This window comes from Luteibacter anthropi (genome assembly GCF_023699965.1).
Taxonomy (GTDB): domain Bacteria; phylum Pseudomonadota; class Gammaproteobacteria; order Xanthomonadales; family Rhodanobacteraceae; genus Luteibacter; species Luteibacter anthropi.
Map to the genome: position 1 here is coordinate 4,453,076 of NZ_CP077072.1, position 13,196 is coordinate 4,466,271.

The following is a 13,196-nucleotide window of genomic DNA, read 5'->3' on the forward strand; positions in this document are numbered from 1 at the left end:
ACTTGTGAGATACCCTCATGCGGTTGCAAGGAAAAAAAGTCCTGATAACAGGTGGCACAAGCGGAATAGGCCTCGCCACCGCCCGATTGTTCATCGATGAAGGCGCCGAGGTCGCCCTCATCGGTCGGAGCCCTGCAAAGTTGGCTACGGCCCTTTCAAGTCTTGGCTCCAGCGCTCATGGCGAGGCCACCGACGTCGCCTCTCCACGGGGCTTGGCGACAGCCATTGAATGCCTTGCCGGGAAACTGGGTGGCATTGATGTCCTGATGGCAAACGCCGGCATCTCGGATGCCCCATCCATCGAAAAGACGACCGAAGCGGACTTTGATGCGCTGATGGGCGTCAACCTCAAAGGGGTCATCTTTACGGTGGTCCATGCCCTTCCCTTTTTAAGCAACGGCGCATCGGTGTTGCTGACGGGCTCGGTCGCCGCTGGCAAGGGCCGGCCTGGAGACCCCTTATATGCCGCAAGCAAAGGAGCCGTTCGCAGCTTTGGCCGCACGCTTGCGATGGACGAAAGCATGCTCGCGCGACGCATTCGGGTGAATGTGCTGACCCTTGGCGCAACCGTCACTCCACTGACCCAGGCCGCCACCGACGACCCGGCCGTCCGAGACTATGTGGCCCAGATGGTGCCTATGGGTCGCTGGGGTGAGCCCACCGAAGCTGCTCAAGCCGCTTTGTTCCTGGCATCGGATGCCTCGTCGTATACCACCGGCGCAGAAATCACCGTCGATGGCGGACTTGCCCATGTCTAACAACCGGCATCTCCCACCAAATCACCTGCTGCACGGCCTGCGTATCGCCATCGTGGGCGGCGGTCCGGCCGGCTTGACCTTGGCCCGCCTTCTTCAACAACAAGCCATCGACGTCGTCGTGTACGAGCGTGATTCGGCTGCCGACGCCCGCACCCAAGGCGGCTCTTTAGACCTGCATGAAGACAGCGGGCAACGCGCCTTGGCAGCGGCAGGACTGGGGGAGGCGTTTCAGCGTATTTCCCGACCCGACGGTCAGCATTCGAAGATATTCAGCCAACAAGGCGAATTGCGCGGTGAACTCAACGCCGAAGATGAGTCCGGCAGCCGCCCGGAAATCGACCGGGGCGCATTACGCGCATTGCTTCTCGATTCTCTGAACCCCGGAACCGTCCGGTGGGGTCATCGACTCATCGGCGCGACTCGCGGTGAAGGTCAGGTCCAACTGAGTTTCGAGCAGACGACCGTGGGCGCCGACCTCGTCTTGGCCTGTGATGGAGGTTGGTCCGCCTGCCGCGCGCTCGTCTCAAAGGTCACGCGCCCAACCTACAGTGGGGTGACGTTCGTTCAAACCCTGGTTGCAGACGTCGACCATCGGAGTCCAGACATCGCTACCTTGGTGGGGCCTGGAAACATCCTCGCCCTTGGAAACAACCGAGGACTCCTAGCCCAACGCAATGGGGATGGCAGTGTCCGCATCTATGTGGCACTTCGTGTCCCGGAGGAATGGAGTTCAACCATCGACTTTTCCGCTGCCCAACATGCACGCAAAAGGCTCTTGCAAGAGTTCCAGGGGTGGTCTCCCCGCTTACAGGAAATGCTAAAAAGCTCAGACGATGTGTTTCAGCCCTGGCCGCTGTATCACTATCCAGTCAAGCAAGATTGGATACCTCGTTCGGACATCACTTTACTCGGTGATGCGGCACACCTCATGCCGCCTTTTACGGGAAAAGGCGCGAATTACGCCATGCTCGACGCGTTGGAACTGACCGAAGCGCTTACCGGCCATCATCATTTATCTCTGACCGAAGCATTGGAACAGTACGAAAGCGCCATGTTGAAGCGGATGGAGACGGAGATTGCAGAGACCTTGCACAGTCAAAATGTGATGTTCACAGAAGACGGACCCGATACACTGATAAATGTACTCAACCAAGCAGGTTAATCAACGTACCAATACGCTTGCTAAAGCCCAATCATATGGGTGTTTTTCCAACGCCGCCTGCGTTGTTACATCCGAAGTCATCTGGTTCCCATTGACCAAGTGGGTGACTTCAGCAATATCCATCAGGCACTCCTTGCCAACCGAGCTCGCTCCGCTCAACATCATCGGACTGAGCTTGGTTTCAGGTAACGCTATGCCGTTCAAAGAAGTGATTTCCGGGGACGTGGGCGAGGTGGCTTGGACTGCCCGCGTGGAGCCCCTCGAGAACAGCCGATACCTTCTGGACGAAGTGAAGGCCATTGGCTCTGGTCAAGCCGAAACAGTCGGCCTCATCTTCAGCACCATGGAGCATCTCCGCAGCTACGCTCAAGAGGTAGCGGAGTCCATCATGGAGCGGAAATATCCCGCCCCCGATGAATGAGCATCCATAGCCCACAGCCGTTCAACGTGGACTTGCTGTCCCTTCCCCACCGCCTCACTGATTAGTGCAATGGTCGAAGGAAGAGGAGCGCAGGGCGCCCCTCCATGAAGGTCCGAACCGTCCCAACCCCGAGACCGTTACGGCATCAATACCTTGTCGATAACATGGATAACGCCATTGGACTGCATGACGTCCGCAATGGTCACATGCGCCTTTCCACCCTTCGCATCGGTAATCGTCCACTGACCCCCGTCTTTGCTCAGAGTGATGGGCTCGCCTTCGACGGTCTTCAATTCCACCGTGCCGTTATGGGCAGCCGCTTGCGATTCGATATCGCTTTTGGTCAAACGCCCCGACACCACGTGGTAGGTGAGGATTTTGGTCAAAGTATCTTTGTTCTCCGGCTTGACCAGGTTCTCCACCGTTCCCTTCGGCAAGGCGTCAAAGGCTTCATTGGTCGGTGCGAAAACCGTAAATGGGCCCGGACCCGACAACGTATCGACCAGCCCGGCGGCCTTCACCGCCGCAACCAAGGTGGTGTGGTCTTTGGAATTGACCGCATTTTGGATGATGTTTCGGTTGGGATACATGGCGGCGCCGCCCACCATGACGGTGGTCTGCATCTCACCGGAGGCGGCAGGCGCACTTATGGAGGCCCCGGCAGCAACCATCAGGGAGCAAGCAAGCATCCCCTTCATCAGACGTAACGACTTCATGACTCCTCTCCCTATGGACAACCTCCGGGCGGAGGCATAGGTAGATACGCAGATAGAAGCCAAACGGATGCAACAGGAAAAGAATCTCCCCCGCCCATACAAGGCGGCCTCAGCCGCCTTTCCCCATCGTGGCAAACATGACGATGGCCGCTATGCCCATGACCAAGGTCGCCGCCCACCCCAGCATGCGAAGCCCTGGGCCCAAGACCTGCGTACCCATGGTTTGGGGACGCTGCGCTATGACCATGATGGCCATCATCATGGGCACAGCACAGAGGCCATTGACGACTGCGCTCCAAAACAAGGCTTTGACGGGGTCAATCGGCATCATATTCAAAAGCGCTCCAACGACCATGGACCCTATCAACACGCCATAAAAGACCTTTGCTTTTTTCGGCTTCTGCTCGAGGCCATAGGGCACTCGAAGGGTGCCAGCGACAAAGTACGCCGTCGCACCGGCACGGCCAAAAGGCCGGTTCCGATAATCCCCATGGAAAAGAGCGTAAACGCAAACCGGCCGGCGACCGGCTTTAAAGCCTCGGCGGCTTCTGAAGACGATTGAATATCGGTTTTGCCGTGTGCATGTAGCACGACGGCCGCCGTCAAGATGATGAAGAACGCAACCACGTTGGATACCAACATACCGAACGACGTGTCGATGGCGATACGCTTGAACGCATCCGGTGCCTGGTCGACGGCCTCTTTTAATGGCCTTCGCTCATCGCTGTCTAAAACCTCTTCGACTTCTTGAGCGGCCTGCCAGCAAAAAAGATACGGGCTGATGGTGGTTCCCAAGATAGCGACGACAGCCGTGGCATAGGCCGATGTCCCTTGGAAAGCAGGAATAAACGTTCCTTTTAGCGCCGCTCCCCAATGCACTTTGACCACCAGGACCGTTGCCACATACGTCAGCAAACTCAAGGCCAGGAACTTCAGAATCGGGGCATACCGGCAAAACGGAACCCGCACTTGAAGGAACGTCGAGAGAATTGCAAAGCAGGCGGCATAGACAACGACAGGACCTCCGACCAAGAGGTTGACGGCTGCCCCCATCGCCCCCAAGTCAGCGCCGATGTTGATGACGTTGGCGATAATAAGGAGTGTGGTGATGCCCCAGACCAGTCCCCGGGGAAAGTTTTCCACCATGTTGTCGGCAAGGCCTTTCCCTGTGACTCGTCCGATGAGCGCACTGACCATCTGGATGCCAATCATCAGTGGCAAGGCCAGCAACAAGGTCCATAACGTCGCGTAACCGAACTTAGCGCCGACTTGGGAATAGGTCGCCACCCCACTCGGGTCGTCGTCAGCAGCTCCCGTGACCAAACCCGCGCTTAAGCGCTTCCACCATGGCTCGGATGACGTCACATCGGACTTCGGCATGGCGGTCTTCCAGAGGGGGCAGGCGGATGCTTGAGCTCAAGGCGTGAAGTTGCCGCGAAACGATATTCCCGTATTCGTGAGAACCTGCGATCTCCGTTTTTAGGGCATGTTTTTCAGGCCCAGAACAGGTACCTCAAGCTCCGATGTCGGTGCAGATACGCTTCTCTGTAACCGCATCGGCCGTCACGAATACGCAGGAATAAGGAAGCCGTTGGGTGTTCTCATTTTCGCCACCCGCCAGGGACTCTCCTAGTGGCACCGAATCCCGGAGAACGCCCATGGCTCACACCTTTGACCTATCCGCCCCGTGGTGGACATTCGTCGTGCGTGGCGTCATCACCTATCTCGGCCTGCTCGTCCTCATGCGCCTCGCTGGCAAGCGAAGTTTTGGGGAAATGTCGGCCTTTGATGTCGTCATCATCGCTCTGGCGGGCGGCACGCTTCGCACCGCCATCATCGGAGAGGACCAGGGCCTATTGGGCCCCTTCATCGGGGTGGGCAGCATTCTGGCTGCAGACAAGGCGCTGGCGTGGCTTTGCACCCGATACCCGACATTCAACCGGCTGGTTGAAGGATTTCCCACCCTGCTTATCCGCCAGGGCAAACGGGATACCGATGCACTTCGAAGCCAAAGCCTGCCGGGTGCAGCGCTCGACCGTGCGCTCCACGGCGCTGGGCTAGAAGCCGACGATGAGGTTCACACCGCTCGCCTGGAGCCCAATGGGAAAATCACCGTGATACGCCGATGAAACACGTCGACGCATTTTGAGCCCTCCCCGTTGGCATCGGGCGATAAGGCGGTGTGGTCAGGGTCCTGGGCACACCGTGCACTCGGACAACGAGCGAATGGCCGCATTGGCCCTATTTCGGGCGCAGGTCATTGCAAGCGCCATGGTGGGCAACGCGGATTTACTCTCCCAGACCTCCACCACTTCGCCCGCCCCATCCATGATGTCGTATGACCCAATGAAACCTTGGTCTTTCGACGTCACCGAAAACGTGCAGTGATACGCTGACTCCAGCATGTGTATTCTCCGCACGCGATGAACCGGACTTCGAACACTACCGCTTCAAATGCTAGGAAAGCATAAAAAGCATGATGGCAGTCCGTTGGACGCTTTGAATGCAACCCGCGATGTACGACGAATTGAGGATGCCCCATGTCGAGTCCAACAACGCCACCGCTGGCTGTGGTCATTGAGCCCCGTCCTATGCTTGCCGATACGGTTGCCGATGCGCTTCGAAAGCGCGGTTACGGCGTGCTGGTCGCGTCCACGCATGCAGGGGGCGCCAAGGCGGTCTTGGCTGAAGCTCAAGTGGATTTTCTGGTCGCGGCGATTCCGGCCCCAGGAGAGGACCGAACAGGCGCTTATCTCAAGGAGGCCCGGAAGAAAAATCCTTCGATGAGAACCGTCGTGATGCTCTCGGACCCCGAAGAGGACATGAGCGATGCCCCCATGGGCGCCATCAAGCTGGTCAAACCGTTCACGACAAACGAACTCGACCGAGCCCTCAACCAAGCGGTCGATATCGCTCCTTGAATCCATTGGTCTGTCATGAGAGGCGACACGCGCGCACCCTAAGACGAAGTGCCGGCACCGACAAGGCTGTTTAGGGCTCCGCCATCGATGTAACCCATTGCTCTATCCTGTCAAGCAAGTCGTCATTGGACAGCGTGCAAGAAGCCGTCATCAGGTCGTGCGGCAGTCTTAGCGTGTGGAAGCAAATGCCCTGCTCGTTGACCACATCTGCTTCCTGCACTTCACCCCGGCCATCTCGATGCAGGCGCAAGAAGGCCGAAAACCCATACACGGTGGTGGACCGAGAAACATAGCCAACGCGCTCAGGCATCGCTTGGCTCCTCCGTGTTGCCCAGTGGGGAGGCACCTGCATGGAGGAGGCGCTCATCGAGGCGGACCCGAGAAATGCGCTCAACAAGAGCACGGACCGCATCGGCGAGGCGACGGGCATCGGTGACCGAACCATAAAAAAGAACCCGGTCGCCCTCAATCGTCACGTCGGCAATGCCCAGCTCTCCTTTAAGTGAAGCAACTTCACGGTCAAAGACCGTCAGCCAATTGGTCGTGGGCTCGATATCGAGTAGTGCCACAATGGGGGCGTCATTCCCCACATCGACTTCGTCGGACAAAGGAGGGACCTCAAAGCCGACGACACGGGGAAATCGGGAATCAGGCATGGTCGCTCCAGATGAGCCCGAATGTTATCAAATACGCGCCCCAGCAACCGTGTCACCATCGGCAAGTTTTTGCTTCGAATCCTGGTTGGCTCCCGCTTCTACTCAAGGGGCCGAATTTTCTGAAGCCGACCCCCATGCCACATGACCGGGGTCGAGGGATTTCGAAACGCGCTGTTACGAGCAGGCCAGGATGCTTCAGGGTTTACCCCGAATTGTCACGGGCGGCCTTGGAGTCCCATCAGAGCCATTCCTCGTCAGGATGAAGTGGCGAGTCCACCTTTTGCCTGCCGACCGGAGGGCGGCTCTATGACGCTGGCCAATCCATGCCCCAAAGGGGCGTAGCGCTTCCCTGCGCTGATGCGACTGCAATGCCGCTGGATTACGAGGCTTTCCGCGCTCGCGTACGTGCCGCCTTCTTCGCGGCAGACTTCCGGACACTGGCCCCCTTCGTCTTGGCGGCTTTCTTCGCTGCAGCAGACTTACTGGCCGACGTTCGCTTCGCTGCACTCTTTTTGGCTTGAGCCGACAGCGCACGCTTAGACGCGGCAGCACTCCCCTCGCGTTTAAGCGCTTGAGTGCTGGCGCGCTTGCGAGCGGCCGATTTCTTTGTAGCCGTCCCTGACGAGCGTTTCTTGGCAGCTTTCGTATCCTGGGCGGCCTTTTTCTTGGTCGCCTTGCTGGCGGTTTTTGAGGGCGTCGCCTTCACTCCAGCTCGGCGGGCTTTCGACAGGCCAATGGCAATAGCCTGCTTGGCAGAACGGGCACCGTGCTTGCCTTCGCGAACGTGCTTGATTTCTTCATGCACATATTCACCAGCCTGCGTGGATGCCGACTTGCCTTGGCGCTTGGCGTGAGCGGCCTTCGCCGCCGTTTTCTTCTCTGGCATGAGTGTTCTCCCATTGAGGAAGTGAGGCCCGAGAGAGCGGATGCAGCTTGCATCGTCGTATCTTCAACACTCCGACCGACCCACCCCTGTCATAAGGGGAATGCCGTGATGCGGGTGTGTTGCTCCTACGATGGCAACGTGGTGTCACGGGACTCCGTATACCCGGGCGAGCCGACTCAAGGGGGATGGCATCCCGAGACAAGGCATCACTGCTGGATATCGTAGGGGACGAATAGGGCTTCCCTGCCCCATCTCCGTCCCCGGCATTGCTCATAGGCGCTTTCTAGGAAGGGAGGGCCGCCTCCCCCCAGCCCGTTTCATCATCGAAGCAAGTCTTCGCCGACGTTCATCCTGCACTAGGTCCCGAATCGCTTCGGTACACCGCGTCGCTGATTGCCTATCAAAGTCCGCGACCCTGATGGCTCGTCTCGCCCAACCCTTAGATTCCGACTTTCTCGTACATCGACGAATGACCGCAACCGTCGGTGCATCCGTCCATGGATAGCCATACACCTGAAGACGGTCACGTCTATCTAGCGACGTCTGCGCAGAGGTCCACGGCCAAAGCCCAGTGGTATCCACCTCATCCGCTCGTGCCGACCTGGCTACTGCGTTGTGGTCAAGCCATGCATTGAACGGCTCTGAGTGTTTTTGCTCGTCGCGGAGGAAGCAGCGAACGAAGCGCAATGCTTGAGCGTGCTGAAGGTGCAAACGCAATTGATAGTCGTGCCACGCGTGCCAGAGGTCAGCGGTGTTGCCAAAGACCTTGCGCTCGCCAGGCCAGAATGGCTTGCCATTCTCAGCCTGCGAAAGGGCCCAGTAAGTCTTGCGTTGACCATCGATGTCGAATTCGATGGAGCAATGAAGGGTTAGGCCGCATTTTGAGAAGTAGCGGGCGAGATTTGGGGCGGTAGGTGTTTTCATGGAACTCCTTTTCCGAAAGGGGCAAATACATCCTTGGGCTGGTAATGCCGGTCGAAAATCGACTCAAGAAAATCAGTGGCTTACTAGGTAGTTAGGGAATTAACATATATACTTTCTCAGCCATTCCGAGCCCCGTCCGACTGCCATCCAGCACGAGGGATGAGGACGCACATCCGAGTTGCCCCAAGAAACCACCGGAAAACACATGGAATTGAGCTTTGCCAGCTGGATGGACTTTGAATCGTTTTGCTGCGACTGGCTTACACATACTGTCCAGGCATGGACAGGCCGGGCTGTGACGTTCACCAAGTATGGTGGAGGCAGGGGTGGGGAAGCCCAGGCGGGAATCGACATCGTGCCTGCGTTCGATACCATCGGCATCGTCGGGCAGGCGAAGCACTGGCGCAGCGAAAAATATACGTGGAACGACGTAGTCGACGATCTCGACAGGACAGATGCCTATCCGCGCGCGATGACCGATTTTGTCATCATGACCACGGCGGCCCGACATATCAGCGTCCAGAACATGCTCGAAGCTGGGAGACCATACGAGCACACAAGCCCGAATGGGCGGGTGTTCCGAGTCGTCATCCTCTATACATCGGATCTGACGGATATCCCGTTCCTGGACTTTCAGTATCGGCGGCGCTTCTTTCCCGATGCCTTCATCATTGCCGGGACCGCGCTGGACAGCTGCCAAGCGCAAACCACGTTCGCCGCTTCACTGACGAGAACGCGAACTGTCATGCCTCGCGTTATCACACCAGAAATGCTCGATTGGCTTGGCCAGTGGGATTTCAGGAAAGAGTACGTTCCAGAACAGGAATTCTCAGAGCTATACGATGTGGCCAGGGCAATCTGGAACGTCAACTCCTGGGAGCGGTTCGGAATGGATGATGCTCTTATTGAGGGGCACGCGCTGGACCTTGCCGGATGCCTTCCCGCCGCTCGCCGCCTCTTCGAAGCGGTGGTGGCACTGGTCGAAAACATTCAGGCCCACGTGATCGGGAAGGGCCATCCGCACCACCACAACATCCTTACACTCGATAGCCGCAATGGTTCGGACATCGAACGGCAGTTGATTGCAAGGCATTGGACGGATCTGGCCGGTGACATCATTTCGGAATATCGTCATATGGTCGGAGGAGAGAGCCTTTGAGCGAGACCCGGAGTACCACCCCCGATAAACGCGCAGTAAAGCGTCTGCCTCACATGCTCCATCCCGCGCTTCCGGGACTGCATGTACGGCCGCGCTTTCGGCAGTCAGACGATGATTTCGTTCTGTCCAGAAGGCTCAAAAGCCGCTCAGGCATCTGATATGCCCCGCTACCCTCTCCACATCGAGGCTGTCGACCAGGGCAAGCTGACGCTTACCTCGTGGCGCGCCCATCCCCTCGGCCGTGACCAGCTTCTCAAAAACGCCTTCCACGAGAAAGCGGCCCTGAAAATCGAATTTGAGGGCGTGCTGGCGACAAATGAAGCCGGTGAATCGTTTGATTGGACGGGTGGCGTGGTCACCTATCCCTTCACCACCTCGTTCGCCCTGGGGCCGGTTGCGCTCATCCCCGGTGGCTGGCTGCCCTCCGTGGTCGCCGGCGGGCACCACCTTCTGACTCTTGACCGCCATCTGGTGACTGACCTCGTCGCGGCGGAAAAATCCATGCAGAGCCACGCCCCCGCAAGCCTCCTTGCCCTGTTGACGGACACCCCCGTCCAGCTCAACGTGCTCCCCTATGTGCTTGAGGGCAACAAGGGCGCGCCACCCGGGGCCCAGGCCATCCACGACGATGTGACCGAGGTCTACACCAAGCTCCACGCCCTGATGCCCACGGCCGAGGTCATCCCGCACGACGCGGCCCACGCCATCTCGGGCGCCGAGGGGCTGTGGCAGGACATGGCCATACCCCACCAAGGCTACATGGCCTTTCTGACCGACGCATGGCCGCATCTCCACCCCGTGCCGGCCAAGGAGCGGCTGGCGGCAATGGCCCATCTCCGGTCGCTGGCCCAAAAGCACGCGGTCGCGATGTACTCCTTGCCGTTCCTCGCCGTCACCGTGGCGGTCTGCACGCCGCAGGGCAATGCGGGCATGCGTGTCTTGAAGCCCCACGGCAAGAGGCCAGCACCCGGTCAGGTCTACAACGCCTTGGCCGACCTGCTCCATCTCCAGTTGGTCATCGTTGGCAACGCCCAGTTTCCAACCCGGCCCAGTGCGCTTCTGACCCGGGACCGTGCTCTGGCGGAACTGTGGGTCGGGCTCGGCATCCATGGCATCACAATGAAGGGAACGGCCCACACCGCCAAGGTCCCCATGGGGCAGCCGGGCCTGCTTCTGGCGGACCTGCCCGACGACATCATTTCCCTGTTCGGGGACGTGGCTTCGAACGACGCGTGACGCCTCTCTTTTTGGCCGGCACCGGGATGAACGCGGCAAGCGCTGTGAGCATGCCGGGGGAGACAAAACTCACCGGCAGGTCAAACAACTGGATGAAGTCTGTCCACAGCATCGTGGCAAGCACGAGGCCGTAGAGCGCAAGTGCAGGCCAACGTGTACTGGCCCAGAGGAGAAACGAGGAGATTTCCTCAAAGAGCGAGAAGGAAAGCGCCTGGCCGTCGGTGTTGTCGGCGGCCGGGGCCGGTTCGGAACTGGCATCCAATCGTGAGCGTCAGGGAAAAAAGTAGGGCCGTCATCGTCCCGCATTTGGCCCGTCGCGGTCGACACCGAACGCAGGACACGGCGACGTTGCCTGGGTGGATTTCCCCCTTCTTGTGGTGAAGCGCCCCCGATGGGCCCGGCGTGCGGTTCTTGACGGCAGCGCCGGCACGCCCCGGCACAGTCGTCCTAGCCCTCGCACGCAATCCACAGTCCAATGACCCCAGGGCCAGCCTGCCGGCGCCTGTCGTCCCCCTCCCTCCCCCCCCCGCGCGGCGCCGGCAGCTGCCCTTCTCCCCACAGCTTCATGCTGCGACAGCACCCTTACTCCATGCCCCGCGCCCGGGAGGGGCCATTTAGGCCGCCGGGGCCGACGAGGGTGCAACCGGTGCACTGACGGGCGGCGCAGGCAGGAGCTTCCCCTGGACGGCACGCACCACGGTCCCGATGACGATGACCGCAAGGACCACATTGGTCACCACGAAGAGAATGGGCGCCAATTGCGGGACGGCGCCCTGCAACCCCCGCGCGGTCATGGTCATGGCCGTCCCTGACAGTGCCGTCAGACCGAAGGTAAAAGCCCAGTAGCTGGGTGCAAACGGCTGCTGGGCAATCCACGGCAGGAGGCGGATGAGCAAGGCCAATTGAAGCAGGCCGTAGCCCCATGCCGACTGGGCAAGCAAGGACGGAAGCCCGTCGGTGTTGGCGAGCCATGCGGCGACTGCGACGACCGGTGGGGCAAGCTGGATGCCGAGGGTCGGGCGCAGGGCAACCGGCAGCGGCTGGGCGTGGAAAAGGCGGTTGACGATAACGGACTCGAGCGCAAGCCAGGTAAAGAGGCCCGCACCGAAAAAGAGGATGCCCCATGACGCAAACCCGAGCGTGCCTGCGGCAATGGCCGTGATGAAATTACCGGCCACGGACGGCAGGTAGATGACGGGGGTCACCGTGGTGACCTCGCGGCCGCCCTGGAGCATGTTGCCCACGCGCCAGACACTGAACAGGACGTGCCCCACGCCCCCGATAATGAGCGCGAGGATGGCAAGGGTGCGGGCATGGGGCGCGAGCACAATGGCCATCAGCGCGGTGGTCGCAGGGGCCAGCCCGATGAAGCAGCACTGCACCGGATGCAGCGCCTCCTCGACGGCAGCATCGCGGTGAAGACACCACTTGAGGGTGTAGGACGCACCCACCGCAAGCCAGACGACAAAGGCGACCCCCATGATGGCTTCCCCGATGACCGGTGGCATCCCCCAGAGGTGGGCTGCGGTTCGCCAGTTGCTGCCGAGGCCGACGAGGCCGAGAACCATGCCGAAGAATGAGGCAGGAAGCGTGCGGAGGGAGGTCATGGAAAAGGCCAGGGTACTGAAAGCGCCACTGTCACCAATGCCATGGAACCAATCTTGGACGATTCCTGCGGTCGATTTACGTCAAGAGGGGATGGCGCCCCCTCCTGAACCCCCAGGTGATGCACATCGATGTGCGCGGCAGTTCACGCTGTCAAAGCCGAGGGTCCGCGAGGCCGAGGCGACGGAAATGGTCGTGTTGTACCCGAGAGATTCAGGCCGATGTCGTGGTCGCCATGGACCGGAATGCGGGTCAGGGCGGAACCCCAGGACCATGCCGCAGCCGTCAGGTCACGGCAGCATCCACGCCTTGATGAGTTCGCAGATGATGGCGGCCAGGGCACTGAGCAGGGCAGCCATCACCGCGCCGCTCCCTGCTCGCTCGATTGGCTTTTGAACTACCGTCTGGTGAATGTGGACATTGCCAGCCGCGTGGATGTTGCCGATGTGGTTGCCGTGGATCGCCGGGCCGTGCCCTGCGCGGCGCATTCTGGTCACGATGTTAAGGTGCCGCCGGGCCGTGATGCACAGGATGATGGTTATCCAGACCATTGGAGAGAGGACAAACGCCTGCAGTCCGCCAAGCCGGAAGACCGGGGTCACGGCCCCAGGGCGAGTCGGCAAACGGCACGTCAGCGGTCACGCCGGAAATGAGTGCGGTCAGCGCACGAAACAGCACAGAGTTCGCGTTTCCCAGATTGCCGTAAATACCCCGTACGAGAATGAACAGCATCAGGACCGACGCAATCACGG

General features: G+C 59.7%; 15 protein-coding genes and 1 pseudogene. 8 read left to right on the forward strand and 8 right to left on the reverse strand.

The window, feature by feature from the left end; translation table 11 throughout:
* The first annotated feature begins 17 nt into the window (after positions 1-17).
* The 3 genes from KR767_RS18825 to KR767_RS18835 are packed head-to-tail and all read left to right on the forward strand — an operon-like array spanning position 18 to position 2,341.
* Positions 18-758, forward strand: coding sequence for an SDR family oxidoreductase (locus KR767_RS18825; protein WP_250877410.1), 741 nt, complete (start codon positions 18-20; stop codon positions 756-758).
* Positions 751-1,920: an FAD-dependent oxidoreductase gene (locus tag KR767_RS18830; protein ID WP_250877411.1), complete on the forward strand. Its 1,170-nt coding sequence runs from the start codon at positions 751-753 to the stop codon at positions 1,918-1,920. The genes KR767_RS18825 and KR767_RS18830 overlap by 8 nt, the downstream gene beginning before the upstream one ends.
* Positions 1,898-2,341 carry a hypothetical protein gene (locus KR767_RS18835; RefSeq protein ID WP_250877412.1) on the forward strand — a complete coding sequence of 148 codons (444 nt, stop codon included), beginning with the start codon at positions 1,898-1,900 and terminating at the stop codon, positions 2,339-2,341. Before KR767_RS18830 ends, KR767_RS18835 begins: the two co-directional genes overlap by 23 nt.
* A 137-nt stretch (positions 2,342-2,478) precedes the next feature.
* On the opposite strand, the gene KR767_RS18840 is transcribed toward KR767_RS18835, so the two are convergent.
* The gene (locus KR767_RS18840; RefSeq protein ID WP_425483464.1) at positions 2,479-3,039 is read right to left on the reverse strand and encodes a fasciclin domain-containing protein; all 561 of its coding nucleotides are present in this window, start codon (positions 3,037-3,039) and stop codon (positions 2,479-2,481) included.
* A 127-nt stretch (positions 3,040-3,166) separates the two neighbouring features.
* A pseudogene (locus KR767_RS18845) lies at positions 3,167-4,437 on the reverse strand (NRAMP family divalent metal transporter).
* 278 nt (positions 4,438-4,715) lie between these two features.
* Between KR767_RS18845 and KR767_RS18850 the strand changes: the two are divergent.
* Both KR767_RS18850 and KR767_RS18855 read left to right on the forward strand, forming a co-directional pair.
* Positions 4,716-5,186, forward strand: coding sequence for a DUF421 domain-containing protein (locus KR767_RS18850; protein ID WP_250877413.1), 471 nt, complete (start codon positions 4,716-4,718; stop codon positions 5,184-5,186).
* Positions 5,187-5,648: 462 nt separating this feature from the next.
* The gene (locus KR767_RS18855; protein ID WP_250877414.1) at positions 5,649-5,978 is read left to right on the forward strand and encodes a DNA-binding transcriptional response regulator; all 330 of its coding nucleotides are present in this window, start codon (positions 5,649-5,651) and stop codon (positions 5,976-5,978) included.
* 70 nt (positions 5,979-6,048) lie between these two features.
* On the opposite strand, the gene KR767_RS18860 is transcribed toward KR767_RS18855, so the two are convergent.
* From KR767_RS18860 to KR767_RS18870, 3 genes are all read right to left on the reverse strand, one after another.
* Positions 6,049-6,288 (reverse strand): C2 domain-containing protein, encoded by a 240-nt coding sequence (locus KR767_RS18860; protein WP_250877415.1) that lies wholly within the window; start codon positions 6,286-6,288, stop codon positions 6,049-6,051.
* Complete coding sequence (locus KR767_RS18865; RefSeq protein WP_250877416.1) at positions 6,281-6,634, reverse strand: hypothetical protein; 354 nt, start codon at positions 6,632-6,634, stop codon at positions 6,281-6,283. Before KR767_RS18865 ends, KR767_RS18860 begins: the two co-directional genes overlap by 8 nt.
* A gap of 379 nt (positions 6,635-7,013) precedes the next feature.
* Positions 7,014-7,520 (reverse strand): DUF6496 domain-containing protein, encoded by a 507-nt coding sequence (locus KR767_RS18870; protein ID WP_250877417.1) that lies wholly within the window; start codon positions 7,518-7,520, stop codon positions 7,014-7,016.
* 645 nt (positions 7,521-8,165) lie between these two features.
* Here KR767_RS18870 and KR767_RS18875 point away from each other — a divergent pair.
* The 3 genes from KR767_RS18875 (at position 8,166) to KR767_RS18885 (ending at position 10,839) form a co-directional block, all read left to right on the forward strand.
* Positions 8,166-8,393, forward strand: a complete 228-nt coding sequence (locus KR767_RS18875) for a hypothetical protein (RefSeq protein ID WP_250877418.1) — start codon at positions 8,166-8,168, stop codon at positions 8,391-8,393.
* 256 nt (positions 8,394-8,649) lie between these two features.
* Entirely contained in the window at positions 8,650-9,603 is a 954-nt protein-coding gene (locus tag KR767_RS18880; protein ID WP_250877419.1) for a hypothetical protein, read from the forward strand.
* 159 nt (positions 9,604-9,762) lie between these two features.
* Positions 9,763-10,839: a hypothetical protein gene (locus KR767_RS18885; protein WP_250877420.1), complete on the forward strand. Its 1,077-nt coding sequence runs from the start codon at positions 9,763-9,765 to the stop codon at positions 10,837-10,839.
* Here KR767_RS18885 and KR767_RS18890 read toward each other — a convergent pair.
* From KR767_RS18890 to KR767_RS18900, 3 genes are all read right to left on the reverse strand, one after another.
* Positions 10,799-11,101: a hypothetical protein gene (locus tag KR767_RS18890; RefSeq protein WP_250877421.1), complete on the reverse strand. Its 303-nt coding sequence runs from the start codon at positions 11,099-11,101 to the stop codon at positions 10,799-10,801. The genes KR767_RS18885 and KR767_RS18890 overlap by 41 nt on opposite strands.
* A gap of 352 nt (positions 11,102-11,453) precedes the next feature.
* Positions 11,454-12,446 carry a dicarboxylate transporter/tellurite-resistance protein TehA gene (gene tehA, locus KR767_RS18895; protein ID WP_250877422.1) on the reverse strand — a complete coding sequence of 331 codons (993 nt, stop codon included), beginning with the start codon at positions 12,444-12,446 and terminating at the stop codon, positions 11,454-11,456.
* 288 nt (positions 12,447-12,734) lie between these two features.
* Positions 12,735-13,046 carry a hypothetical protein gene (locus KR767_RS18900; protein WP_250877423.1) on the reverse strand — a complete coding sequence of 104 codons (312 nt, stop codon included), beginning with the start codon at positions 13,044-13,046 and terminating at the stop codon, positions 12,735-12,737.
* Positions 13,047-13,196 lie beyond the last annotated feature (150 nt).